The 25571-nt window shown below is 67.2% G+C and carries 19 protein-coding genes; 8 read left to right on the forward strand and 11 right to left on the reverse strand.

Annotation, left to right across the window (positions count from 1 at the left end):
* Positions 1-86: 86 nt before the first annotated feature.
* The 3 genes from C8C92_RS13605 to C8C92_RS13615 are packed head-to-tail and all read left to right on the forward strand — an operon-like array spanning position 87 to position 5273.
* Positions 87-1724: a response regulator gene (locus C8C92_RS13605; protein WP_243420200.1), complete on the forward strand. Its 1638-nt coding sequence runs from the start codon at positions 87-89 to the stop codon at positions 1722-1724.
* Positions 1721-2749: an NrtA/SsuA/CpmA family ABC transporter substrate-binding protein gene (locus tag C8C92_RS13610; RefSeq protein ID WP_116744221.1), complete on the forward strand. Its 1029-nt coding sequence runs from the start codon at positions 1721-1723 to the stop codon at positions 2747-2749. The genes C8C92_RS13605 and C8C92_RS13610 overlap by 4 nt, the downstream gene beginning before the upstream one ends.
* A 10-nt stretch (positions 2750-2759) precedes the next feature.
* Positions 2760-5273 carry an ATP-binding protein gene (locus C8C92_RS13615; protein WP_116744222.1) on the forward strand — a complete coding sequence of 838 codons (2514 nt, stop codon included), beginning with the start codon at positions 2760-2762 and terminating at the stop codon, positions 5271-5273.
* On the opposite strand, the gene C8C92_RS13620 is transcribed toward C8C92_RS13615, so the two are convergent.
* The gene (locus tag C8C92_RS13620) at positions 5270-5821 is read right to left on the reverse strand and encodes a methyltransferase domain-containing protein (RefSeq protein ID WP_279340923.1); all 552 of its coding nucleotides are present in this window, start codon (positions 5819-5821) and stop codon (positions 5270-5272) included. The genes C8C92_RS13615 and C8C92_RS13620 overlap by 4 nt on opposite strands.
* A gap of 110 nt (positions 5822-5931) precedes the next feature.
* On the opposite strand from C8C92_RS13620, the gene C8C92_RS13625 reads away from it, so the two are divergent.
* Positions 5932-6564: a hypothetical protein gene (locus C8C92_RS13625; RefSeq protein WP_133250747.1), complete on the forward strand. Its 633-nt coding sequence runs from the start codon at positions 5932-5934 to the stop codon at positions 6562-6564.
* A 141-nt stretch (positions 6565-6705) separates the two neighbouring features.
* Entirely contained in the window at positions 6706-7692 is a 987-nt protein-coding gene (locus tag C8C92_RS13630; RefSeq protein ID WP_116744225.1) for a magnesium and cobalt transport protein CorA, read from the forward strand.
* An 11-nt stretch (positions 7693-7703) separates the two neighbouring features.
* Here the strand turns inward: C8C92_RS13630 and C8C92_RS13635 are convergent, their stop codons facing one another.
* Genes C8C92_RS13635 through C8C92_RS13655 form a run of 5 tightly spaced genes read right to left on the reverse strand, consistent with a single transcriptional unit; the run spans position 7704 to position 14108 of the window.
* Positions 7704-8246: a cytochrome b gene (locus C8C92_RS13635; RefSeq protein ID WP_116744226.1), complete on the reverse strand. Its 543-nt coding sequence runs from the start codon at positions 8244-8246 to the stop codon at positions 7704-7706.
* Between the two features lie 49 nt (positions 8247-8295).
* Entirely contained in the window at positions 8296-9522 is a 1227-nt protein-coding gene (locus tag C8C92_RS13640; protein ID WP_116744227.1) for a TolC family protein, read from the reverse strand.
* Complete coding sequence (locus tag C8C92_RS13645; RefSeq protein WP_099764025.1) at positions 9519-9845, reverse strand: DUF3240 family protein; 327 nt, start codon at positions 9843-9845, stop codon at positions 9519-9521. The genes C8C92_RS13640 and C8C92_RS13645 overlap by 4 nt, the downstream gene beginning before the upstream one ends.
* Positions 9832-12936, reverse strand: a complete 3105-nt coding sequence (locus C8C92_RS13650) for a CusA/CzcA family heavy metal efflux RND transporter (protein ID WP_116744228.1) — start codon at positions 12934-12936, stop codon at positions 9832-9834. Before C8C92_RS13650 ends, C8C92_RS13645 begins: the two co-directional genes overlap by 14 nt.
* The gene (locus tag C8C92_RS13655) at positions 12936-14108 is read right to left on the reverse strand and encodes an efflux RND transporter periplasmic adaptor subunit (RefSeq protein WP_243420201.1); all 1173 of its coding nucleotides are present in this window, start codon (positions 14106-14108) and stop codon (positions 12936-12938) included. The genes C8C92_RS13650 and C8C92_RS13655 overlap by 1 nt, the downstream gene beginning before the upstream one ends.
* 111 nt (positions 14109-14219) lie before the next feature.
* Here C8C92_RS13655 and C8C92_RS13660 point away from each other — a divergent pair, with 111 nt between their 5' ends.
* From C8C92_RS13660 to C8C92_RS13670, 3 genes are read left to right on the forward strand one after another with little or no spacing between them, the layout of a single operon-like run.
* A complete protein-coding gene (locus C8C92_RS13660; RefSeq protein ID WP_116744229.1) occupies positions 14220-14915 on the forward strand; it encodes a response regulator in 696 nt (231 codons plus the stop codon).
* Complete coding sequence (locus tag C8C92_RS13665) at positions 14915-16309, forward strand: ATP-binding protein (RefSeq protein ID WP_243420202.1); 1395 nt, start codon at positions 14915-14917, stop codon at positions 16307-16309. The genes C8C92_RS13660 and C8C92_RS13665 overlap by 1 nt, the downstream gene beginning before the upstream one ends.
* A gap of 10 nt (positions 16310-16319) precedes the next feature.
* Complete coding sequence (locus C8C92_RS13670; protein ID WP_071077573.1) at positions 16320-17018, forward strand: VIT family protein; 699 nt, start codon at positions 16320-16322, stop codon at positions 17016-17018.
* Positions 17019-17023: 5 nt separating this feature from the next.
* Here the strand turns inward: C8C92_RS13670 and C8C92_RS13675 are convergent, their stop codons facing one another.
* The 5 genes from C8C92_RS13675 to C8C92_RS13695 form a co-directional block, all read right to left on the reverse strand.
* Entirely contained in the window at positions 17024-17869 is an 846-nt protein-coding gene (locus tag C8C92_RS13675; protein ID WP_116744231.1) for a universal stress protein, read from the reverse strand.
* Positions 17870-17900: 31 nt separating this feature from the next.
* Complete coding sequence (locus tag C8C92_RS13680; RefSeq protein ID WP_207781000.1) at positions 17901-19718, reverse strand: alpha/beta fold hydrolase; 1818 nt, start codon at positions 19716-19718, stop codon at positions 17901-17903.
* Between the two features lie 62 nt (positions 19719-19780).
* Complete coding sequence (locus tag C8C92_RS13685; protein WP_116744232.1) at positions 19781-23329, reverse strand: PAS domain S-box protein; 3549 nt, start codon at positions 23327-23329, stop codon at positions 19781-19783.
* Entirely contained in the window at positions 23326-24471 is a 1146-nt protein-coding gene (locus tag C8C92_RS13690; RefSeq protein WP_116744233.1) for an FIST N-terminal domain-containing protein, read from the reverse strand. Before C8C92_RS13690 ends, C8C92_RS13685 begins: the two co-directional genes overlap by 4 nt.
* Positions 24472-24485: 14 nt before the next feature.
* Complete coding sequence (locus C8C92_RS13695) at positions 24486-25544, reverse strand: HD domain-containing phosphohydrolase (protein ID WP_116744234.1); 1059 nt, start codon at positions 25542-25544, stop codon at positions 24486-24488.
* Between the last annotated feature and the right edge of the window lie 27 nt (positions 25545-25571).

A 25571-nucleotide genomic window follows, 5' to 3' on the forward strand; every position in this document is an offset into this window, starting at 1 on the left:
TGGTAATTTGCAAGTGTTATGCTCGAAACGCATCTTGCAGGCCTGCCTCCGCACCGCGAGGCGCAGGTGGGGCGCCAGGAGAATGCATGAACAGCTCATCAATGCCGCCGCGTATCCTCATCGTCGATGACGAGCTGGCGCACATGCGCGCGCTGTGCGACACCTTGCGCGGGCAGGCCTACGACACGACGGGCCTCGCGTCGGGTGAGGCGGCGCTAGCCCTGCTGGCCGTCGAATCGTTCGACCTGCTGCTGGTCGACCTGATGATGCCGGGCATCAACGGCATCGCCGTGGTGGAAGCGGCGCGCAAGATCGATCCGGACCTGGCCTGCATCATCATGACGGGAGAAGGCACGATCGCCTCGGCCGTGCAGGCCATGCAGGCGGGTGCGCTCGACTATGTGGTCAAGCCGTTCAAGGTGTCGGGCATCCTGCTGATACTGGCGCGCGCGCTGGAAACGCGCCAGTTGCGCATCGCCAATGCGCGCCTGGAACTGCTGCTGCGCCAGCACACGGACGAACTCGACGCCATGAACAAGGATTTGCAGCTGGCGCGCGAAGTGGCCGAGCGGGCGAACCAGGAAAAGACCAATTTCCTGTCCAGCATGAGCCACGAGTTGCGCACGCCGCTCAACGCCATCCTGGGCTTTTCGCAGATGCTGATGTCCGATTCCATCCCCTCGACGGCGCAGGAAAAGAAAATCTTTGCCTCGCACATCTTCGGCGCTGGCCGGCACCTGTTGACTTTGATCAACGATATCCTCGATATCGCCAAGATCGAGTCGGGCAATATGTCGCTGTCGATGGAGCCCGTCGACCTGGCCGGCATCTACCACGAATGCTGGCAAATGATGGAACCGCTGGCGAAGAAGCGCGGCATCACCCTGACGTTCGTGGAAGCGGTCGGCCTGCATGTGCTGGCCGACCGTACGCGCCTCAAGCAGGTACTGCTCAACTTGCTGTCGAACGCCGTCAAGTACAACCGGGAACAGGGCGAAATCCACGTCGATTGCCAGCCCGTCGATGCACGGCAGCTGCGCCTGTCCGTGCGCGACACGGGCGGCGGGCTGAGCGCCGCGCAGCTCGACGCGCTGTTCCAGCCCTTCAACCGCTTGGGACGCGATGTGCGCGACGAGGAGGGCACGGGCCTGGGGCTGGTGGTCAGCAAGCGCCTGGCCGAAGCCATGCAGGCCAGGCTGGGCGTGGCCAGCACGCCAGGACGCGGCAGCACCTTCTGGCTCGATATCGCCAGTTGCCCGGCGCGCCAGCCGCAGCAGGAAAGTGCGCGCCTGTCCACCATTGCCCGGCCCGCAGAAACGGTACGGCTGCCTGACCGCAAGACGCTGCTGTATGTGGAAGACAATCCCCTGAATCTGGCCCTGGTGGCGGGCCTGATCCATTTTCGCCCCGACCTCGACCTGCTGTCGGCCGGCGACGGGCAAACGGGCCTGGAGCTGGCGCGCCGTCACTTGCCGCAGCTGATACTGATGGACAGCGACCTGCCCGACATCAGCGGCACGCAAGTCATGCAGCTGCTGCGCGCCGATGCCCGCACCGCGCATATTCCCGTCATCGCCCTGACGGCCGTGGCCGGGCCGGGCGATATCCGCCAGGGACTGGCGGCGGGCTATTACCGCTATCTCACCAAGCCGCTCGACGTGCAGGCGTTTTCCGAGGCCATCAACAGCGCGCTGGAGTCGGCCACGGCGCAGCGCAGCGCATGAACGGGGCGGCGCCGGTGCGGCGGGCGCTCTGGCTGGCGGCCAGCGCGCTGTTGCTGGCGCTGGCCGCCGCAGCCATCTGGCGCTTGAATGCCCGTCCCGCTGCGCCGCCCGGCCCGGTGGAAGTGCTGCGCCTGGCCGTGAATGCGGCATACGTGGGCAGCTGCCCCGTGCTGGCCGCGCGCGCACGCGGTTATTTCGCGCACGAGGGCATCGATGCGCGGCTGCAAGCGTATTCGTCGGGCAAGGCGTCGCTGGAAGCCGTGCTGCAGGGCAGGGCCGAGCTGGGCACCGTGTCCGATATTCCCGTGGTGCTGGCCAGCCTGAAAAACCAGTCCGTCGTCATCATCGCCAGCATCTTCGAAGCCGAGCGCGACCACGGCATTGTGGGACGCCTGGACCGCGGCGTGTCCACGCCCGCCAGCCTGAAAGGCAAGCGCATCGGCGTGACCCTGGGCACCTCCGGCCAGTTCATGCTGGACGCTTTCCTGAACCGCCAGAAGCTGCTGCCCGCTGAGGTCACCTTGCGCAACTACGCGCCGGAGCAGCTGGCCGGTGCGCTGGCGCGCGGCGAGGTCGACGCGGCGGCCGGCTGGGAACCCTTCCTGACGGGCATGACGCATGCCATCGCGGGCAAGGCGGCCATCTTCTATGGCGAGGACGTATATGCGGGCCTGTTCAATGTGGCCGGTACGGGCGACTTTGTGCGCAGCCACCCGGCGACGATGCGCAAGGTGCTGCGCGCGCTGCTGGCCGGCGCGGGCTTTTGCCGCGACGAACCCGACGCCGCGCGCGCCCTGTTTACCACGGTGTCGGCCAGCGAGGCGGCGCGCCTGCAGGCGGCCTGGCACGGTTATCGGTTTGGCATCGTACTCGACCAGGGCTTGTTGCTGGCGCTGGAAGACGAGGCGCGCTGGGCCATCAAGAACCGCCTGGCCGAACGCGGCGACATGCCGAACTTCCTCGATGCCGTGTACCTGGACGGCCTGGAAGCCGTGGCGCCTGCGGCCGTGACGGTCATTCATTGAGAAAGCCACCGTGAAAATCGTAACGCGCTTCAAGCTGGCCGAACTGTTTTGCGTGCTGCTGGTGGCCATCATCGTCGCCGTGCTGTTCTCCACCACCGTGGCGATGCAGCGCGAACTGGCGAAGAACAAGGCCGCAGGCGATATCCTGCAAGCGGTCACGTCACTGCGCTACCTGTCGATCGAGTATGCGCTGCACCATGGCGCGCGCACGCGTGCCCAGTGGCAGCTGCGCAGCGAATCGCTGGGCACGGGCTTGCTGGCCACGCCTGCCTTCAGCAGCGGCGAGGAGCGCGCCCTGCTGCGCCAATTGCAGGGCGACCTGGCCGGCGTGGGCGGGTTGTTCGAGCTGTTTGTGGCAAATCACCGCGAGCTGGGACAGGACCCGCAGCGGCGCGAGGTGCTGGGCGAGCTGGAGTCGCGCCTGTCCGGCCAGATCATGGGCAGGGTGCAGGGCATGATCTCGGACGCGATGCGGCTGTCCGAATTGAGCCGGCAAGGCGTGCTCGATGCGCAGCAGCGGGCCAACGTGGCCGTGATGCTGTTTGGCGGCATGATCATCGCCCTCGTGGCTGGCCTGATCTACTTCACCATGACCAGCGTCACGGGACCGCTGGAAAAGCTGCGCCAGGGGACCCTGATCGTCGGCGCCGGCAAGCTCGATTTTGCGCTCGGCGTGTACACGAAAAATGAAATCGGCGAACTGGCGCGCGCCTTCGACGGCATGACGGAAAAGTTGCGCCGCACCACCGTCTCGCGCGACGAGCTGGCGCACACGAATGCCGCCCTGGAAACGCAGATCACCGAGCGCCAGCTGGCCGAGCGCAAGGTACATGAGCAGCTCGAGCGCCTGAACCTGCTGCAGCAGATCACGCGCTCGATCGGCGAGCGGCAGGACTTGCGCAGCATCTTCCAGGTCGTGGTGCGCAGCCTGGAAGACCAGCTGCCCATCGATTTCAGCTGCATCTGCCTGTACCAACCGTCGCAGCACGCGCTGCAGGTGACGTGCGTGGGCGTGCGCAGCGAGGCGCTGGCGCAGTCGTTCATGATGGGCGAGCAGGCGCACATCCCTATTGACGAGAATGGCTTGTCGAGTTGCGTGCGCGGCAAGCTCGTGTATGAAGCCGACATCGCCGAGGTGGCGTTTCCGTTTCCGCAGCGGCTGGCGCAAGGGGGGCTGCGCGCCCTCGTCATGGCGCCGCTGCTGGCTGAAAACACGGTCTTCGGCATCCTGATCGTGGCGCGCCATGCAGCGCACAGCTTTACCAGCGGCGAATGCGAATTCCTCAGTCAGCTGAGCGAGCATGTGGCGCTGGCCGCCAACCAGGCACAGCTCTACGGCGCGCTGCAGTGCGCGTATGACGATTTGCGCCAGACGCAGCAATCGGTGATGCAGCAGGAGCGCCTGCGCGCGCTGGGGCAGATGGCCAGCGGCATCGCGCACGACATCAATAATGCCATTTCCCCCGTGGCCCTGTACACCGAGTCCTTGCTGGAGACGGAAACCAATCTCAGTCCGCAGGGCCGGCATTATCTGGAAGTGATCGAGCGCGCCATCGACGACGTGGCCGCCACCGTGGCGCGCATGCGCGAATTCTACCGCCAGCGCGAACCGCAGCTGGCGCTGTCGCCCATCGACGCCAACCTGGTGGTGCAGCAGGTGCTGGACCTGACGCGCGCGCGCTGGAGCGACATGCCGCAGCAGCGCGGCATCGTCATCGTCCTGCGCACGCAGCTGGCGGACGGGTTGCCCATGCTGCCCGGCAGCGTGGGGGAAATCCGCGAAGCGCTGACCAACCTGGTCTTCAACGCCGTCGACGCCATGCCGGAAGGCGGCACCCTGAGCGTGCGCACCAGCTGCACCGGCACAGCGGGAGAGGCGCGGCAGGTGCGCATTGAGGTGGGCGACACGGGCATCGGCATGGACGAGAACACGCGCCGCCGCTGCCTGGAGCCATTTTTTACCACCAAGGGCGAGCGGGGCACGGGCCTGGGCCTGGCCATGGTGTACGGCATGATGGAGCGCCATGGCGCCAGCATCGACATCGTCACGGCGCCGGGACAGGGTACGGCGGTGCGCCTGGATTTCCCCGCCTGCGCGGCAGGCGAGGGGGAGAGCGCGCCCGACGCGGCCCACGCCGTGCCGCCGCGCCTGCGCATCCTGGTGGTGGACGACGACCCGATGGTGCTCAAGTCACTGCGCGACATCCTGGAAATCGATGGCCACGACGTGGTGTCCGCCGATGGCGGCCAGGCCGGCATCGACTGCTTCCAGGCCGCATACGAGCGGCACGAACAGTTTGCGGTGGTCATCACGGACCTGGGCATGCCCCACGTGGACGGGCGCAAGGTGGCCAGCGCGGTGCGCCAGTGCTCGCCGGCCACGCCCATCATCATGCTCACGGGCTGGGGCCAGCGCCTGGCCGCCGACAGCGACTATCCCGAACACGTCGACTGCGTGCTGGGCAAGCCGCCCCGGCTGAAGGAGTTGCGGCGCGCGCTGAATGCGGTCATGTCGACGGGCTAGCCTGCTGCGGCATCTCTCATCGCTGAAAAAACCAGCCAGGACCAACTGACTCCCGCCTGGCGATTCTGCTGCTGAACGGGCGGCGCCTGCGCACTCAAAACGACCTTGAGATGGTGGCGTGCCGCAAGGGCGATAGTTTCATGGGCCGAGACCTCAAAGATGCGCCGGTTCGCCTGGGCGGGACCATGCCTGAGTGACATGACGAGCAACGCGCCCGGTTTGAGCAGCTTGCTGATATTCCCCATCGCCTCGCTTCTTTCTTCCGCTGCAAGATGCATCCAGACGGCGGCGAGTACAACCAGGTCGAACCTGGCCTCACGTGCGCCTGTCGCGGCAAGCGCGGGCAGGCTATCGTCCAGCCACTCGATATCGGACGACGCGTGGGTCTTCATGCCCGCCTCGCGGAACGCGACGACGGGCTCAACTGCCACCACCTTGTGCCCCAGGCTGGCAAGCCACGCCGAGTCGGTGCCTGTCCCGGCCCCGATGTCGAGCACGGCGCCTGCCCGTCCAGGCAGTGGGCGGTGGCGCGCGCGGGCAAACCGCACGAGATAAAATTGCCATATGGAAATATTTAATATATTATCTTTTATGGCAATGTTAGTTGTGTTGAATTAACTAATGTTTCGATGAAACCTACTTTGAATCTGGATTTCTTGTGCGTAAAGATAGTGTGCGTGGTGTATTGAGTGTCTTGCTGGCTGCCGCCAGCGTGAGTGCCTGGGCGGCCGGGGCGGGTGACGAAGTCGTGGCGAAGCAGGCGGTGGAAACCCCGGTGGCGCAGCCTGTCGTCGCGGAAGCGGCCGCCGTGCCCACGGTTGCGAAACTGAGCCTGATATCGTCGGGCGAGCAGATGGTGGTGGACTACGGCACCAGTGGCAGCGCGGAAGAGTGCAAGGACTTCACGCCGGCGGGCAAGGTGTATGACGCCACGACCTTGCGCGAAAAATTGTTGCCGTTTATCTCGAAGATGGTCGAGCGTTCGCGGCGCATGACGGGCGTGCTGCCGAAAGTGGAGAAGACGCTGACGGCGGGCGCACCGGTCTGGGTGCAGGCTTACGCCGACTGGCCGGCCGAACACGGCTTGCGTGCCGGTTCCTGCGGCCCGCTGACGTTGCAGCTGACGCCGGAAGCTGGCAAGAAATATCAGGTGGAATTCCACTTCCTGGGTGAAAACAAGTGCAAGCAGATGCTGTTCGACGTGACGGATCCGGCGGCCAAGCAGGAAATCGAGGCGCCCGTTACCGCGGCCTGCACGGCGCCGAAAAAATCGCTGTTCGGCCTGTTTTAAGCTTCGTTGCGGGCGCCTTGCAGAGCATCCGGTTCTGTTCGTCATAAATTCACAATAATTTCCTGAGGATTACTTAACTTAACAGAGTGACAGTTTCGTTCCGCTATACTGACGGCCCGACATCGTAGCCCGAAAATTATCATGGACCTGAGTACCCACGCCGCCGTCGTCAACTGCGAAGCGTATCGCGATGGCCGGAAGATCGCCCATTTCGACATCGACAAGGTGGGCGACTTCCTCGGCGACCCCGATTGTTTCGTGTGGATAGGCCTGGCCGGTCCAGACAGCATCGCCATGCAGGCGCTGCAATCGGCGTTTGGCTTGCACGAACTGGCCGTCGAGGATGCGCAGGGGGCGCACGAGCGACCCAAGCTGGAAGAGTACGGCGACACCCTGTTCATGGTGATGCACACGGCTACCCTGGACGGCGACGCCATCGTCTACGGCGAAACCCACGTCTTTCTCGGCCCCCGCTTCATCATTACCGTGCGCCATGGCGCCTCGGCCGGTTATGCAAAGTTGCGTGAGCGCAAGGAAAGCGTGCCCGAGAAACTCGCCAGTGGCCCTGGCTACGTGCTCTATTCCATCATCGACTTCATCGTCGACCAGTACCAGCCCTGTATCGACCATTTGCAGTCGCGCTTCCAGCACTATGAGCTGCAATTGTTCCAGCCCAGTCTCTCCGAAGACAAGCTGCAGGATTTCTATCAGCTCAAGACGGAACTGCTCAAGCTCGACGCGGCCGTCAATCCCCTGCATGACATCTGCACCCAGCTGATCCGTTTCCATGGCGACATCGTGCCCAAGGAAAACCGCATCTATTACCGCGACATTCTCGACCACGTCAAACGCGTCACGCACACGGCGGGCCAGATGCGCGAACTGGTCAATTCGGCCATGCAGGTGGCGCTGGGGCAAATCTCCATCCGCCAGAACGAGGTGGTCAAGCGCCTTGCGGCCTGGGCCGCCATCCTGGCCGTGCCGACCATGGTCTTCAGCCTGTACGGCATGAACTTCGAATTCATGCCGGAACTGAAGTGGCGCGGCAGCTATCCTGCCGTGATCGTCGTCATCATCGGCGGCTGCTACTGGCTGCACCGGCGCCTGAAGCGCGAGGGCTGGCTGTAGGGCAGTGCGCGCTACCGCATGCGCTGGAAGACGCCGTCCTTGTCCAGCAGCAGATGCTTGAGGCCGGCAATGGCGTGCAGCACGATCAGGGCGGCCAGGGTCCAGGCGCCCAGTTCGTGCAGTTCGAAGCATTGTTCGGCCAGCGCGTGGTCGGGCGCGAACCAGCGCGGCAGGGCCAGGCCGAAGAAGGCCACGCCGCTCTTGCTCAGCAGCGCACCGGCCAGGCCCGTGGCCGGCACCAGCAGCATGCCCGCGTACAGCAAGCCATGGCCCAGGCGCGACAGGCGCGCTTGCCACGGCGCCACGGACGGCGGCAGGCTAGCCGGCGCGTGGCCCAGGCGCCAGGCGGCGCGCGCGGCGAGCAGCAGCAGGAGCAGCAAGCCCAGCGATTTATGCAGATTGAAATACACCTCGCTGCCGGGATCGTCCTCGACCTCCATCATAGTCCAGCCCAGGGCCAGCATGGCGGGGATCAGCACGGCCATCAGCCAGTGCAGCAGGCGCGCCGGGGCGGCATAGCGCCAGTCTTGCGTCGTCAATTTCTCGGTGTTCATGGTGTTTCCTTCTCGGTCAATCGCGTGGATGAATCGTGTTGGCGCCGCATCAGTCGATGGACCAGATGGCGTGCGCGTCGAGTTGCAGGCGCGCCTGGGCCGCCAGCGCGTCGATCTGCGCCGTCTGCGCCGTCAGCGCCGCGTCGAGCGCCTGCCGCCTGCCGGCCAGCGCTACGGCCAGCGTGCATTCGCCCGCCTGGTAGGCGCGCTGCATCAGTTCCGCCTGGCGCATGGTTTGTTGTTGCACCTCTTGCAATGTTTCCCATATTGCGTGGCTATGCACGCTGTCGCTGGCGGCACGCCGGGCCGCCAGGGCGACGCGCAGTTGCGTCTGCGCCACCCGTTCGCGCGCCATCGATGCCTTGATGGCCGCCGCCGACCGGTCCGCCGTACGTCCGGCGCCGGGCAGGGGAAACGACAGGCTGACGCCGAACACCCGCTCCTGGCCGTCGCGCTCGCGCGCCGCGCGCAGTGCCAGCGTCGGGTCGGGCATGGCGTCGCTGGCCAGCCGGCTGGCGCGCATGGCGTACAGGTCCGCTTCCGCCTGGGCCAGCTGCAGTTCATGGTTGTCATGCACGATGCGCTCGGCCCAGCTGGCTGCCGACTCGCTGCCGGTGTACGGCAGCGGTAGTGAGTCGGCCTGCGGACGCGGCAAGCCGGGGTAGCTGATGGCCAGCAGCGTGAGCGACTGCTCGCTGCGCTGGCGTGCCTGTTGCAGCAGGGCCAGCACGCGCCGCTGTTCCGTGTCGGCTTGCAGCAAGTCGAGGGCGGCGCCGTCGCCGGCCTGCACGCGGCGCGCGGCAATCGATTGCAAGCGCTGCGTCACGGCCAGCTGCTCGTCCAGCCGCGCTACGCCGGCCAGGTCGCGCAGCGCGTCGAACCAGTCGCGCAGCAGGGCGCGTCCCGCCTCGTGCCAGGCGTCGCCATGCAGCGCGCGCGCCACGGCCAGGCCTTGCTCGCCCAGCGCCTGGTCCAGGCTGGCCTTGCCGAACCAGCGCAGGGGCCGCTCCAGCGCCACTTCCTGTTCCAGGTAGCGTTCTGCGCCGGGGGCGGTGCGCCGGCTGGCGCCCGCGCGCACCGTCCATTCATAGGGGCCGGCGGCCAGCTTGTCGCGTTCCGCGCCGGCCAGTTGCGTATTGAGTACCCCCTGGCGCAGCGCCGGCAGGCTGGCCAGCACACGCCGCACCTCGGCTTCGGGCGGCAGCGCGGTAGGGGCGCCAGGCGCCGCCTGCGCTCCCGCCGCAAGGAACAGCAGGGCCAGGACGCGCGCCTTCATGCCAGCCTCCCGTGGCACAGCACGGGGCTGATCCAGTAGGCGATGTCGGGTTTGGGCAGCTGTGCCGCCAGCGCCTGCACCAGCAGGCGCAAGTCGGTGTCGGCGCCGGCGACCAGGACCAGCTTGCGCCGTCCCCGGCCCCGTACCTGTTCCAGGCTGGAGGGGTAGGCGGCGCCCGGTCCCATGCCTTGCGCATCGAGCACCGAAAAACCGGCCGCCCAGGCCGGGTGCAGCAGCAGGAAATCGAGGACGTCCTCTTCGAGGGCTACGGGCATGGCCAGCGTCAGCATGGCGTCGCAGGGGGAATGGTCAGGGTGCTGCATGGTGGGCTCCAGTGAGGGCAATGCTAGGAACAGATGGCTGCGCCACGCCGTAGCGGCGGAACAGCAGGGGCAGCAGTACGAGGGTCAGCACGGTGGCGCTGAGCAGGCCGCCGATGACGACGATGGCCAGCGGCTTCTGGATTTCCGAGCCGGGTCCCGTGGCCAGCAACAGCGGCACCAGGCCCAGGCCCGTGATGCAGGCCGTCATCATGACGGGGCGGAAGCGCCGCACGGCGCCTTGCAGCACCAGTTCGCCGACCGGCACGCCGCGCGCATGCAGGTCGTTGAAGCAGGTGATCATCACCAGGCCATTGAGCACGGCGATGCCCATCAGCGCGATGAAGCCCACCGAGGCGGGCACGGACAGGTACTCGCCCGTCAGGGCCAGCGCATACACGCCGCCCGTCAGCGCGAACGGGATGTTGACCAGCACTAGCAGGGTTTGCCGGATGCTGCGCAAGGTCGTATACAGCAGCAGGAAGATCAGCGCCAGCGCGATGGGCACGACCAGCGCCAGGCGGGCGGCGGCGCGCTGCTGGTTTTCGAACTGGCCGCCCCAGGCGATGCGGTAGCCGGGCGGCAGCGGCACTTGCCGCGCCACCAGTGCCTTGGCTTCGTCGACGAAGCCGACCAGGTCGCGCCCGCGCACATTGGCGCGCACCACCACCAGGCGCGAGGCGTTTTCGCGCTCCACCTTGACGGGGCCGTCGACCGTGCGCAGGCTGGCCACCTGGCTCAGGGCGATGGCGGGGCCATCGGCCATGGGCAGGCGCAGCTGGCCGAACAGATCGGCCGACAGCTGCAGTTGTTCGCCGCCGCGCAGCAGCAGGGGCAGCCGCTTGCCGCCTTCGATGACGATGCCAGCCTGGCGCCCTTCGATCAGGGTGCGCAAATCGCCCTGGATCTGCTCCACCGAGAGGCCCAGGCGGGCGGCCGCCACCCGGTCGATATCGACTTGCAGGTATTGCACGCCCGAGTTTTGCGTCGTCAGCACATCCTCGCTGCCGGCCAGCGTGCGCAACTGGGCCACGATGCGCGCGGCCAGCGCGCCCAGCGTCTTGCTGTCAGGGCCGTAGATCTTGACGGCCACGTCGCCGCGCACGCCGGACAGCATTTCCGAGGTGCGCATCTCGATGGGCTGGGTAAAGCTGATGTTGACGCCTGGAAAGCTCGCCGTGGCCGCGCGCAGGGCATCGATCAGCGTTTCCTTGTTCGCGCTGTGCCATTGCGCGCGCGGCTTGAGCACCAGGAAGGAGTCCGTTTCGTTCAGGCCCATGGGATCGAGTCCCAGTTCATCGGAGCCCAGGCGCGCCACGATGCGGCGCACGTCGGGCACTTGTTCCAGGATGCGGCGCTGGATGGCCATGTCCAGGCGCGCCGACTCTTGCAGGTTGACGGACGGCAGTTTTTCGATCTGCATGATGATGTCGCCTTCGTCCAGCGTGGGCATGAACGATTTGCCCACCTGCAGGAAGACGCCGGCGGCCAGCAGCAGGGCCGCCACGGCCACGCCGCCGATCAGGCGCTCGCGGCGCAGGGCGCGCCCGAGCAGAGCCAGGTAGGCCGCTTCCATTTTTTGCACCAGGCGCGGCGTACCCGCGTGGCTTTCGGGCAGCAGCAGCGAGGCGAGCACGGGAATGACGGTCAGCGACAGCAGCAGCGAGGCGGCCAGCGCGAAGAGGATGGTCAGCGCCACGGGCGCGAACAGCTTGCCTTCCAGGCCCTGCAGCGTCAGCAGGGGCAGGAAGACGATCATGATCACCAGCATGCCTGCGCTGACGGGCAGCGCTACTTCGCGCACGGCCCGGTAGATGCGGTGCAGGCGCGGCACGCCCGGCTGGGCGTGGGCGCCATGGGCTTCGATGTTTTCCACCACCACCACGGCCGCGTCGACCAGCATGCCGATGGCGATGGCCAGGCCGCCCAGCGACATCAGGTTGGCGCTCAGGCCATATGCCTGCATCAGCAGGAAGGTGCCCAGCGCCGCCAGCGGCAGGATGCAGGCGACCACCAGCGCCGAGCGCAGGTTGCCCAGAAAGACATACAGCAGCACGATCACCAGCACGGTCGCTTCGGCCAGCGCGCCCGTGACGCTGGCCACGGCCCGCTCCACCAGCTTGCCGCGGTCGTAGAAGGTGCTGATGGTGGTGCCCTTGGGCAGGCTGGGGCCCAGCGCGTCGAGGCGCGCGCGCACTTGCTGCACCACTTGCTGCGCATTCGCGCCGCGCATGGCCAGCACCAGGGCCTGCACGGCTTCGCCGCGCCCGTCCTGGGTGACGGCGCCATAGCGCGTCAGCTGGCCGATGCGCACCGTGGCCACCTGGCCCACGTTCACGGCCATGCCGCCGCGCCGGTCGATGCCGATGGCGCGCACGTCGTCCAGCGTGCGGATGCCTGCGTCGCTGCGGATCAGCAGTGCCTCCTCGCCGCTGCCCAGGCGGCCCGCGCCGTCGCTGCGGTTGTTCGCTTCCAGCGCCTGCTGCAGCTGCGCCAGCGACAGGCCGCGCGCGGCCAGGGCGGCCAGGTCGGGCACCACCTCGAAGCTGCGCACCATGCCGCCGAGCGAATTGACGTCAGCCACGCCGGCGATGTTGCGCAGCTGGGGGCGGATGGTCCATTCGAGCAGCGTGCGCTTTTCCATCAGGCTCAAGGGCCCCTCGATGGTGAACATGAAGATTTCACCGAGCGGTGTGGTGATGGGCGCCAGGCCGCCGCTGACGGAGGCGGGCAAGTCCTTCAGCACGCTGGCCAGCCTTTCACTGACCTGCTGGCGCGCCCAGAAGACGTCCGTGCCTTCCTGGAAGTCCAGCGTGATGTCGGCGATCGCATATTTGGACTGCGAGCGCAGCACTGCCTGGCGCGGGATGCCCAGCAATTCCTGCTCGATGGGGGCGACGATGCGCGCCTCGACCTCTTCCGGCGTCATGCCGGGCGCCTTCAGGATCAGCTTGACCTGGGTACCCGAGACATCGGGAAAGGCGTCGATGGGCAGCGCGCGGAACGCCTGCACGCCGGCCGCCGCCATCAGCGCGGCCAGCACCAGCACCATCAGGCGCTGCGACAGCGACAGGGCGATCAAACGGGCCAGCATCACTTGCCTCCCTGGACGGGGGCATCCGCGGCGGGCCCCAGGCCGCTCCAGCTGCCTTTCAGCGCCGCCAGGCCGCGCACGGCCACCGCGTCGCCTGGCAGCACAGCGCCGCGCACCCAGGCCATGCCGCTGCCGGCCGGCGTCGCTTGCACGGGCACTGCCGTGAATCCCTTGACATTGGCGACAAAGACGTACTGCTGGCGCGCCTCGCCCATGCGCCGCACCAGCGCCGCCGCCGGCACGGCCACGCCGCCCGGCGTTTGTGCCGGGCGCAGCAGGCGCGCTTCGACAAAGGCATTCACCTTCAGGCATGGCTCCTGGCCCACTTGCTGTGCGCGCAGCTGCGCGCTTTGCGTGGCGGCGTCGACGACGGGAGAGATGGCCGTCACGCGCAGCCTGGCGCAGCCGTCCACCTGCAGCAGGTCGCCCACGTGCAGCAGCGGCAGTTGCGCCCGGCTCGCCTGCAACTGCACCCATAGGGGCCCGCTGGCGGCCATGCGGACCAGCAGCGCGCCCGCTTCGACGTGCTGCCCCGCCTCGACCGGCAAGGCCAGCACGCTGCCGGCGCGGCTGGCGCGCACCGTCAGCAGGGGCGACAGCGTGCGTTGTTCGCGCAGGCGCCGCAGCGCCACGCCATCGAGGCCGGCGCTGCGCAGCGCCTGTTCGCGTTCGCTGGCCGCCAGCGTGGCCAGCTGCGCCGCATCGCGGCTCTCATCGAGACGGGCACGGGCGATGATACCGTCGCCGTACAGTCCTTCGTCGCGCGCCAGTCTGGCTTGGGCCAGGCGCGCCGCGCTGGCCTTTTCCAGGTAGGCGCGCTGCCACTCCAGCCAGCCCTGGCTGTACAGGGTCAGCAGCGGCATGCCGGCGCGCACCTGCTGCAGCGGCGTCACGTGCACCTGTTGCACCACGCCGTCGAGTACGGCGCTGGCGACGGCGCCCGAGCCGGGCGGCGCCACCACGGTGCCCGACAGGACCAGGTCGTTGCCTGCCGGCGTCCCTTCGCCGGCCAGCGTGGCGAGCGCCGGCGTGGTGGCGATGCCGGCATGGCTGATTTGTTGCGAACTGAGCAGCAGTTGCTGCGGCGCGGCGGCCGACAGCAGCGGCCAGCCGAGCAGGGCCAGTATTGGCCAGCAAGGCTGGCAGCGGTTAAGATGGGGGGAAGCGGGCATGGGAGGCAGCCGGAAGTGGACGATGGATCGATGGTCGCCAGCAGATGTTAAGAAGTTCTTAATGTCCGGCGCCTACGCTGCCAGCATGAAATTCAGACAGGACAGGCCACGATGCGCATATTGCTGACAGAAGACGACCCCCAGCTGGGGCGCGCCACGCAGATGGGGCTGGAGCAGGCCGGCTATGCGGTTGACTGGGTACAGTCGGCTGAAAGCGCGCATATGGCCGTGCGCCTGCACCGCTATGGCTGTCTGTTGCTCGACCTGGCCCTGCCGGGCGAGGATGGCATGCAGGCGCTGGCGACCTTGCGCCGCGGCGGCTATGACGGGGCGATCCTGATCGTCACGGCGCGCGATCAGATCATCGACCGGGTGGCCGGTCTGGATGCGGGCGCGGACGACTTCATCGTCAAACCCTTCGACCTTGATGAGCTGGCGGCGCGCATGCGCAGCGCCTGCCGCCGCGCGGCCGGGCGCACGCACGAAGAACTCGTGCACGGCGATATCGTCATCGACGTCGCCGCGCGCCAGGTGCGCCAGGGCGGCGCGGAGGTGCCCGTGACGGGCAAGGAGTTCAGCATCCTGCTGATGCTCGTCGAGCAGCGCGGGCGCATCCTGAGCCGCGTGCAGCTGGAAGAGGGCGTCTACAGCTGGGGCGAGGAAGTCGACAGCAACGCGCTGCAGGTGCATATCCACCATTTGCGGCGCAAACTGGGCAAGGCGCTGATCCGCACCGTGCATGCCATCGGCTACAGCATCGACAAGCCCGCTACGCCCGACACGCCCGACACGCAGGCTTGTCCGTGATGCCCGCCATCCCGGGCAACGCGGGCGCATGGTCGCTGCGGCGCACGCTGTTGGCCGTGCTGCTGGGACTGACGTTCATCTTGTGGGGCTTCAGCGCCGCCATCGTGTACCTGGAAGCGGGCCGCGAAAGCCAGGAACTGTTCGACCAGTCGCTGGCCGAGACGGGCCATTTGCTGCTCTCCCTGGCCGAGCACGAGGTGCAGGAGCATGGCGCGAGCACATCGCTGGTGATGCCGGTGGCGCAGAACCGCAACCACCGCCAGTATCTGCTGTTCCAGGTTTGGGATGCGCAGCAGCGCCTGCTGTACAAGAACGCCGGCGCGCCGGACCGGGCGTTCGCCGCGCCGGCCGATGTGGGCTACAGCTGGCACGACAACGATGGCCGCCTGTGGCGCATCTACACGAGCTGGAATCACAACGCGCGGCTGCAGATCCAGGTGGCGGAACCGGCCAGCCACCGCCAGGAAATCAGCAGCCGCTTCGCCCTGAAGCTGCTGGCCATCGGTTTGCCGATGGCGGCCTTGGCGGCGCTGGCCATCTGGTGGAGCATCAACCGCGTGTTTCGCGCCTTGCGCCGTAGCGCCGATGAAGTGGCGCTGCGCACGCCCGACGATCTGGCCAGTGTCAGCGTGACGGGCGCGCCACTGGAAGTGCAGCCGCTGCTGCAGGCCATCAACCGCCTGTTCCTGCGCGTGCGCCAGACGCGCGAGCAGGAGCAGCGTTTCACGGCCGATGCCGCGCATGAACTGCGCACGCCGCTGGCGGCCATCAAGACTAACTTGCAGGTGCTGCAGCGCGCGCGCAGCGATGCCGAGCGCAAGGAATCCGTGATGGGCCTGGGGCTGAGCGTGGACCGCGCCACGCGCCTGGTGGGGCAGTTGCTGACCCTGTCCCGGCTCGACCCGCAGTCGCAGCCGCCGCCCGACCTGCCCGTGCTGGACCTGGCCGCCGTGCTGGCCGAACAGCTGCCTGGCTGGATGGCGCAGGCGCAGCGCCAGGATTTGCTGCTGCGGGCCGACCTGGCCACGGCACCATGCCGTTTGCAGCTGGATCACGTCCTGATCCTGGCGCGCAACCTGATGGACAACGCCATGCGCTATACCCCGGCCGGCGGTACGCTGGTGCTGGCTTGCCGTAGCGAGGCCGATGGCGTGCTGCTGCGCGTGAGCGACACGGGGCCCGGTATTGCCGAGCAGTTGCGCGAGCGCGTGTTCGAACGTTTTTTTCGCGCCGCCGGCGCGCACCAGCCGGGCAGTGGCCTGGGCTTGTCGATCGTGCGGCGCATCGCCGAAACGCATGGCGCCAGCGTGCAGCTGGCCGCCGGGCCCGATGGCGCTGGCCTGGTGGTGACGGTGCGCTTTCCCGCGCCCGCCGCCGCGCCCATGCCTACATAAAGGAGAGAATATGCCATTGCGACACCGCGAGTTTCACCGGATGGACAACGTGGGCTGGCTGCGCGCCGCCGTGCTGGGCGCCAATGACGGCATCGTCTCGACGGCCAGCCTGGTGCTGGGCGTGGTGGCGGCGCACGCCACGCACGACAGCATCCTGGTGGCCGGCGTGGCCGGCCTGGTGGCGGGCGCCATGTCGATGGCCACGGGCGAATATGTCTCGGTGCAGTCGCAGGCCGATACGGAACAGGCGGCGCTCGAGCGCGAGGGCGGCGAGCTGCTCGACGATCCCAAGGGGGAGCTGCACGAGCTGACGCACATTTATGTGGCGCGCGGCCTGGAACCGGCGCTGGCCGCGCAGGTGGCCAGGGCGCTGACGGCGCACGATGCGATCGGCGCGCATGCGCGCGATGAACTGGGCATCACCGAGAGCATGCGCGCACGCCCGCTGCAGGCGGCGCTGGCCTCGGCGCTCAGCTTTGCCGTCGGCGCGGCGTTGCCGCTGCTGGTGGTGTTGCTGGCGCCGCTGTCCATGCTGGCGCCGGCCATCGTCGTGGCGTCGCTGCTATCGCTCGCCTTGCTGGGTGGCCTGGCCGCCAGGGCCGGCGGCGCGCGCGTGGGCCGGGGCGTGCTGCGCGTGGTGTTCTGGAGCGCCCTGTCGATGGCGGCGGCATCGGGCATCGGGGCGCTGTTCGGCGCCCCGGCAGCCTGACGCCGTCAGTGCGACACCAGCACCGGCAAGGTCATGTCCTGCAGCACCGTGCGCGTGACGCCGCCCAGCAACGCTTCGCGCAGGCGCATGTGGCCGTAGCAGCCCATCACGATCAGGTCGCACTGGCGCTGCGCCGCCATGGCCAGCAGGGCCGCGCCCACGTCCTGGCCGTGCGGCGTGTCGTGCTGCAGCACTTCGACGTTGACGCCGTGGCGCGCCAGGTACAGGGCCAGGTCGGCACCCGGCTGCTCGCCGTGCGCGGCCGGCTGGGCGTGCGAATTGACGACGGCCAGGGTCACCTGCCGCGCGCGTTGCAGCAGCGGCAGCGCATCGGTGATGGCGCGCAGCGCTTCGGCGCTGCCGTTCCAGGCCAGCAGCGGATGCTGCGCGGTATCCGATAGCGCGGTGGTCGGCGCGTGCGGCACCATCAGCACGGGCCGGCCGCAATGCAGCATCAGGTATTCGGGCGTGCCGGCGATGACGCGCGAGGGCGTATCCTGCGCGTCCGTCTGGCCGAGGATCAGCAAGTCGCAATAGCGCGCCTGCAGCAGCAGCGCGCCTTGCGCATCGTCGTCGACGAAGCGCGTTTCGTAGGTGCCCAGGCCTTCTTCGCGGGCGATGCGCTCGAAGTCGTGCAGCGCCTCGCTGGCCTGGCTGCGCAGCGCCTGCATCTGCGCCGGCGCAAACTGCAGCGCGTTGACGCCGCCGCCATACGCATAGCGCGAGAGGCCGCTCATGGCCGAGCCGATCAGGTGGGCGCCTTCGGCAATGGCCAGGCGCACGGCCAGGCGGATGCGTTGGGCGCAGTGGCTGGAATTGTCGACGTGGACCAGCAGGGTAGTGTAGGGCATGGCGTTTTCCTCGGTTGTCGAAAGTCGGTTGTCAAGTCTGCAGCACGTAGTTGCCTGGCGCGTCGCCCAGGTCGGGGCCCATGGCCGGCGGCGCCACCTGCGCGCCCGAGCGCTCTGCCAGCCAGGCTTGCCAGGCGGGCCACCACGAACCGTCGTGGTGCGGCACGTCGCGCTGCCAGCTGTCCGCGTCGATGTAGGGCGCGTCGTGGCGGTGCGTGGCTAGCTGGTAGCTGCGGCGCGCCTGGCCCGGCGGCGAGACCACGCCCGCATTGTGGCCGCCCGAGGTGAGCAGGAAGGTGACGTCCGTGTCGGTCAGCAGCTGCAGTTTATACACGGAGCGCCATGGCGCCACGTGGTCCGTCAGGGTGCCGACGGCAAAGATGGGGGCATCGATGTCGGGCAGGGCGATGTGGCGCCCTGCCGTGCGGTAGCGGCCTTCGGCCAGGTCGTTGTGCAGGAACAAACGGCGCAGGTATTCCGAATGCATGCGGCAGGGCATGCGCGTGGCGTCCGCATTCCAGGCCATCAGGTCGCTGTCCTGCTCATCGAGGCCGAGCAGGTAATGGCGCAGCCGGCGCGACCAGATCAAGTCGTTCGAACGCAGCAGCTGGAAGGCGCCCGCCATCTGTTTCGTGTCGAGATAACCCTGCTTCCACATGGCCGCTTCCAGGAAGCTCACCTGGCTCTCGTCGATGAACAGCGACAGTTCGCCCGGTTCCTTGAAGTCCACCTGCGACGCCAGCATGGTGAGGCTGGCCAGGCGTGTATCGCCGTCGCGCGCCATGCTGGCGGCGGCAATCGCCAGCAGGGTGCCACCCAGGCAGTAGCCGGCCGCGTGTACCTGCGGCGCGCCCGTGATGCGGGCAACGGCGTCGAGCGCGTCCATCACGCCCAGCTGGCGGTAGTCTTCCAGCGACAGCTCGCGGTCTTCTTCCTGCGGGTTTTTCCAGGAAATCATGAACACCGTGTGGCCCTGGCCCACCAGGTAGCGCACCAGCGAATTGGACGGCGACAGGTCGAGTATGTAGTATTTCATGATCCAGGCCGGCACGAACAGCAGCGGCGTGGCATGCACGCTCGCTGTCGCCGGCGCGTACTGCAGCAGCTCGATCAGGTCATTGCGGTAGACCACCTTGCCGGGCGTGACGGCCACGTTTTCGCCCGCCTTGTAGCTGCGCTGGTCGGGCGCATGCGCGCCCATGGCGGCGCGGCGCCAGTCTTCGGCCAGGTGCTGTGCGCCGTTCGCCAGGCTGGCGCCGCCGCTCGCCAGGGTTGTTTGCTGCACCACGGGATTGGTCAGCATGAAGTTCGACGGCGCCAGCATGTCGAGCCACTGGCGCACGGTGAACGTGACGACATCTTCGTGGTGCGGCGAGACGCCGCGCACGCCCGTGGTGGCGCGGTGCCACCACTGCTGCTGCAGCAAGAAGCCCTGGTAGGCCAGGTTGTACGGCCAGCGCTGCCATGCCGGATCCTCGAAACGCCGGTCCTGCGGCAGCGGCGTGATGCACGGCGGCGCACCGGCGCTGCCGCTCTGCGCCGGCTGCAGCGCCGATTGCAGCGCGTACTGTTGCCAGCGAGCGATCTTCTTCCACGCTTCTTGCAGCAGGGTCAGCTGTTTCGATGGCGCCAGCGCCAGGTGGCTGAGCCAGTCGGCATAGGCATTGCCCAGCGCGGCCGGCGAAATGCCGCCCGTGAACTTGCCCAGCCAGGCGTTCAACAGCAGGTCCAGGGTGGCGCCTTCTGGCGCGCTCTCCGGATAGTCGGGCACCGGCACGCCTTGCCAGGCGCTGCCCTGGCGCTCATGTTCAAGGTTTTGCTGCACATTGCTCGCCTGCGTCTTGCTCATTCAGGACTCCTGTCATTTTTTTACAGGATAGCAAGAGCTTGTTCAAAAAATTATGATCTACATCAAGTTTGCCCCGATGCGTGCAGCGTCTGGCTTGTCGCCTGGATGGCCGCGCCTGTTTCCTGCAGGAACAGCCGCAACTGTTCCTCCAGCGCGGCGAGGCGCGCCAGCAAGGCCGCCTGCGGGGCCTGTGCCGCTTCGCGTTCGATGGCGGCGGCAATGGCGACGGCGGGGATGGCATGGAAGTTGGCCAGCAAGCCGGCCAGGGTATGTGCCTGCCGGCTCGCGCTGGGCCGCTCGCCCGCCTGCAGGGCTGCGCGCAAGGCGGCCAGCTGCTCCGGCAAGCCGGCCAGGAAGGAGGTGCCGATGATGGCGACCACCTCGGCGTCGGCGTTGGCCAGCGCGGCGCCGTAGTCGAAGCGTGGCGCGCTGCCGGTGGCCAGCGCTGCCACTTGCGGCGCCATGGCGGGCGGCAGCGGCAGTTTGCTGATTTGCAATACATGCTGCTCGATCAGGCTCTGGAAGGCGGCGGTGCGGAAAGGCTTGGACAGGTAGTCGTCCATGCCGCCGGCGATGCAGCGTTCGCGGTCGCCTTCGAAGGCGCTGGCCGTCATGGCGATGATGACGCTCTTCGGCATGCCTTGCGCTTCGCGCTGGCGTATCTGCGCGGTGGCTTCGAAACCGCCCATTTCCGGCATCTGCAAATCCATCAGGATCATGTCGAAATGGCCGGCGGCATGACGGTCGAGCGCCTCGTGGCCGTTCTCCGCATGCGTGACCCGGTGGCCCGCATTCGACAGCAGCACGGTGGCCAGTTCGCGGTTCATGGCGTTGTCCTCGACCAGCAGGATGTCCAGGCTGGGCGCGCCTTCGCGCACGGCATGGCGCGTCACCACGGGTGTTGCGCAGGGCATGCCGCGGCAAGTGCCCAGCACGCTCATGGTGATGGCCAGTAATTCCTCGGGGCTGGCCGGCTTGAGCAGATAGCCGTCGATGCCCAGTTCGCGGCAGCGCGCCGCGTCACCCAGGCTGCCGCCGGACGATAGCATGACGATGGGCACCTGGCTCCAGTGGGGCAGGGCGGCCAGCGCCGATGCCGTGTCGAAGCCATTCATGCCGGGCATGGCAAAGTCCATGATGATGCAGTCGGCCGGCAGGGCGCTGCGGCAGTGTTCCAGCGCCGCCTCGCCCGACTCGCAGGCGGTGACGCTGGCACCGCTGTGCTCGAAGATCTTGCGCAGGATGGTCAGGCTGCTGGAATTGTCGTCGACCAGCAGGATCGCCCGCGCCGCCAGCGAGGCGCCCGGCGGCGGCAGGCAAGGCTGATGCTCGCCGATGGGCAGGGCCAGGTCGACGCTGAAGCTGCTGCCCTTGCCCAGTTCGCTCGACAGGCTGATGCTGCCGCCCATCATGCCCACCAGGCGGCGCGTGATCGACAGGCCCAGTCCCGTGCCGCCGAAGCGCCGCGTGGTCGAACCGTCCTCCTGCTGGAAGGCGTCGAAGACGGCCTCCTGCATGTCGGCAGCGATGCCGATGCCGGTGTCGCGCACGCCCAGCTGCAGCTGGGCCATGCCATCGCCGCTGGCGCGCAGCCGGGCACTGACGGTGACTTCGCCGCGCGGCGTAAACTTGATGGCGTTGCCCGCCAGGTTGGTGAGGATCTGGCGCAGCCGGCCAGGGTCGCCGAGCAAGGTGTGCGGCAGCGCGGGATCGATGTCGAGCACCAGTTCCAGGCCGCTGGCCTGGGCCCGCATGGCGAGTGCGCGCATGGTTTCCTGCATCAGCTGGCGCAGTTTGAAAGGGATGCTTTCCAGGGTCAGCATGCCCGCATCGATCTTCGAGAAATCGAGAATGTCGTTGATAATGCACAGCAGTGCGTCGGCCGAAGCCTTGACGATTTCCAGGTATTTGCGCTGGTGGACGTCGAGTTCGGAGTCGAGGACCAGGTCCGTCATGCCCAGGATACCGTTCATCGGCGTGCGGATTTCGTGGCTCATGTTGGCCAGGAATTCGCTCTTCGAGCGGCTGGCCGATTCGGCCACTTCCTTGGCCAGCAGCAGCGCCCGTTCAGCCGCCTTTTGGCTGGAAATGTCGACGATGGTGCCGACCAGTCCGTGCAGGCTGCCATCGGACTTCAGCAGGGTAGCCTTGCTGAACAGCACATCGACCTGGCGCGCGCCGACGCTCAGCCGCTCTTCATATGTCTGGTTGCCGCGCTCCTGCAGCAGTTCGAGGTCGCGCTGCAGCACTTGCTGCGCCTCCTGCTGCGGCAGGATGTCGGCTACCGTCTTGCCCAGGATGTCCGCCTGCGCGCGCTGGAAGAAGGCGCAATAGGCGCGGTTGGCGCGCAGGTAGCGGCCCTGTACATCTTTCAGGTACAAAGGGATAGGAATGGTCTCGATCAGCGCGTCGACAAAATTGAGGTTGTGCCGCAGCTCGTGTGCCGCCAGGCGCCGCTCCGTGATGTCGGTCAGGCTGCCGGTGATGCCGGTCAGCCGGTCCTGGCCATCGCGTTCGGCGCGCGCGCACACGTCGACCCAGCGCACGTCGCCGTCGCGGGTGACGTAGCGCGCTTCATGGCGCATGCTGTCCACCTGGCCACTCAGCAGCTGGGACAGGCCGGCGGCGGCGCGCTCGCGGTCGCGCGCATCGATAAATTGCAACACATGCTTGCCCAGGCTGTCGGCGGCGCCGAAGCCGGTGATGGTGTGCCAGGCGGGGTTCAGGAAGGTCCAGGCGCCGTTCAAATCGGTGCGGAAGACCACTTCATGCAGGCTGTTGACGACATTGCGGTATTCGCGCTCGCTTTTCGCGATGGTCTCGGCCATGCGTTTGCTGTCGCTGATTTCCGTGCGGATGGCGATGTATTGATAGGGTTCGCCGGCGGCGTCGAGGAAGGGCACGATGGTGGCGTCGACCCAGTATTGCCCGCCATCCTTGGCGTGGTTGCAGATTTCGCCATGCCAGACCTGGCCCGTGGTGATGGTTTGCCACATCTGCGCGAAGTAGGCGTCAGGATGCGTGTGCGAATTGATCAGGCGGTGCGTCTTGCCGACCAGCTCTTCGCGCGTGTACCCGCTGATGGCGCAGAACTTGTCGTTGACGTAAATGATGACGCCGGCCGTGTCGGTGATGCTGACAATGGCATGCTGGTCCATCGCAAAGCGCTGGTTCTGCAGTTCGATGCGGCGCAATTCCTGCTGCGATATCAGCTCGGCGAGCAGCACCGAGAGGCCCTCGATATCGCCTTCCTGCGGCAAATGCAGCCCGGAATCGTCGTTGTCGAGCAGGCGCACGGCCGCCACGCGCAGCGATTGCAGGACGCGGTTGCGGCTGGCCAGTTCCGTGCGCAGCAAGTCATTGGTCATGCTCAGTTCTGTCGAACTCAGTTCCAGGCTGCGCGAGCGCAAGTCCAGGTCGCGTTCTGCCTGTTCGTAGCTGCCGTCGATGCGCAGCAGCAGGGCCGGCAGGCCGGCCAGGAAAGCGGCCAGTTCGGGCGGCGTGCCCGCTTGCGCCGCCAATACCTGGGCCTGTTCCAGCAAGGCGATGCAGGCGCTTTCCGAGTCGATATCGCAGACGCGGCTCAATTGGCGTGCCAGGGTGCGGTTCATGTTTCGCTCAGCACAGTCACGGTCATCGTCTGGTTATGCAGCTGGCATGCGCCATGCGGCTGCGTGATGCCGATTTCGCCGTTCGAGTAAAAACCGGCGATACAGGTGACGCCGCTGCCCAGCACCTCGGCCACCGCCTCAACCTCTTCCTCGACCCGGTCGCCCATGACCAGCTTGCGCCCCACGCAGCTGACCAGCAGGGCCAGCTGGTCGCCCAGCGCATCGGCGTGGAGTTTTACGCCGCGCGCGGCCATTTCAGCCCCGTCGATCAGCCGGTTGGTACTGGAATGCATCAGTTTCAGGTAGCCGTCGGCGAGGATGTCGCCGGCCAGGGTCAGCGAACCCTGTTCTTCGTCGACGGCGAGGATGGTGCGAAACACATTGCTTTTTTCATGCGCCGCCGAGAGCATTTCAAACGGAAACAGCAGCCCCGAGCCGGGCAGGTCGCGCGCATGGTCGCCCAGGTACAGTTTGTAGATGTCCAGCGCGCGCGCGCCATCGAGGCCATACAGCACGTTGTCGACGCAGCGCGTCACCTTGCGCGCGGGGCCGAATGCTTCCCAGCCCGCATGGCTGCCGTAGCCGAGGCGGATATGCTCGCCGTACAGGCCGACGGCGACGATGGCATTGTCGGCCGCGCCGCGCGGACCCAGGGTCCAGGTCTGGCGGAAGGCGCCGCCGTCGGCGGCCAGCCCGCCCGAGATGGTGACGCCCGGGGGCAGATGCGCCTGCAGGCCGGCAATCAGGGCACTGCCGTTGATGGCCACGCCCGTGCCCAGCATGAAGACCGCCGTCAGCCCGTCCTGTGGCAGCGCCTGCGCCAGGCGCTGGCCCGCCTCGTGCGAGTCCGCCATGTCGCAGATGACGGCGTCGGCAATCGCCACCGCCGTGTGCGCGAAGCTGATGGCGGTGATGACGCAGCTGCCGTCGTAGACACGCTTGCCGGCAATCTCGCCGGCCGTGGAACAGCCGGCGATCACGGCGCCGGGCAGTTGGCGGCGCAGCGCCGCGCTCAAGCCGGGCGTGGCAAAGTAGGCGCAGGCGCCAAACACCAGTACCAGCTGCGGCTGCATGGCGGCCAGGGGCGCCAGTGCAGTATCGATGTCGGCACGGTTTTTCAGGATCAGTTGTTGCACGCGCATGGCAGGGTCCTCGCTTACAGTGGGTGGGCATGCTGCTGGACGGGGTCGGGCAGGCTGTTGCGGATATCGAGCACCTCGTCCCAGGCACCCAGGAAGGCGTCGATACAGTCCGGGCAGAAATGGCTGCCTTGGTTCTGTTGCAGGAACAGGCGCGCCTGTTCCACGGGCCAGGCCGGCTTGTACGGGCGTTCCGACGTGAGCGCGTCGAAGACATCGGCCACGGCGACGATGCGCGCCGACAGCGGTATCTGTTCGCCCGCCAGGCCGCGCGGATAGCCGCTGCCATCGTATTTTTCGTGGTGGCCGCGGGCGATTTCCTCGGCCAGCTGGATCAGTGGGGCATCGCTGCCGGCGAGGATCTTGCCGCCGATTTCCGCATGCTGGCGCATGATGGCCATTTCCTCGGGGTCCAGCCGGCCCGGCTTGAGCAGGATATGGTCGGGCGTGGCCAGCTTGCCCACGTCGTGCATGGGTGCCGCCTTGAGCAGCAATTCCTGCCAGTGCGCATCCATGCCCAGTTTCCTGGCGATCAGCGCCGAATAGCGCGCCATGCGCATGATGTGGGCGCCCGTTTCGGGGTCGCGGAATTCGGCCGCCCGCGCCAGGCGCGTGACCAGTTCCATCTCGCGCGCCGTGACGTTGGCGATGGCCTGGCGCACTTCATGCTCGAGCAGCTTGGCGCGGTCGGCCAGCAAGGTTTGCGCCATGCGCAGGGCCAGCAGATTGCGCACGCGCAGGCTGAATTCGATGGTGTCGACGGGTTTGGTGAGAAACTCCGTGACACCGAGCGAAAAAGCCTGCTTGCGCACGGCGCGGTCGTTTTCGGTGGTGACCATGATGATGGGGATGTCGGCCATGCCCCGCATTTTGCGAAAGATGCTGAGAAATTCGTTGCCCGACAGGCTGGGCATCCGGTAGTCGAGCAGGACCAGGTCCGGCACATGCGACTCGCACCAGGTCAACGCATCGATGGGGTCGTTCATGCAGACGGGCTCGATGCTGCTGGCCTTGCGCGCCAGCGTCGATAGCAGGTTCAGGTTGGTGTCGTTGTCATCAACGATCAGGATGCTCATGGTGTCTCCGGAGGTTGGCGGTCAGGT

The organism is Janthinobacterium sp. 78 (assembly GCF_003096775.1).
Classification (GTDB): domain Bacteria; phylum Pseudomonadota; class Gammaproteobacteria; order Burkholderiales; family Burkholderiaceae_D; genus Janthinobacterium; species Janthinobacterium tructae.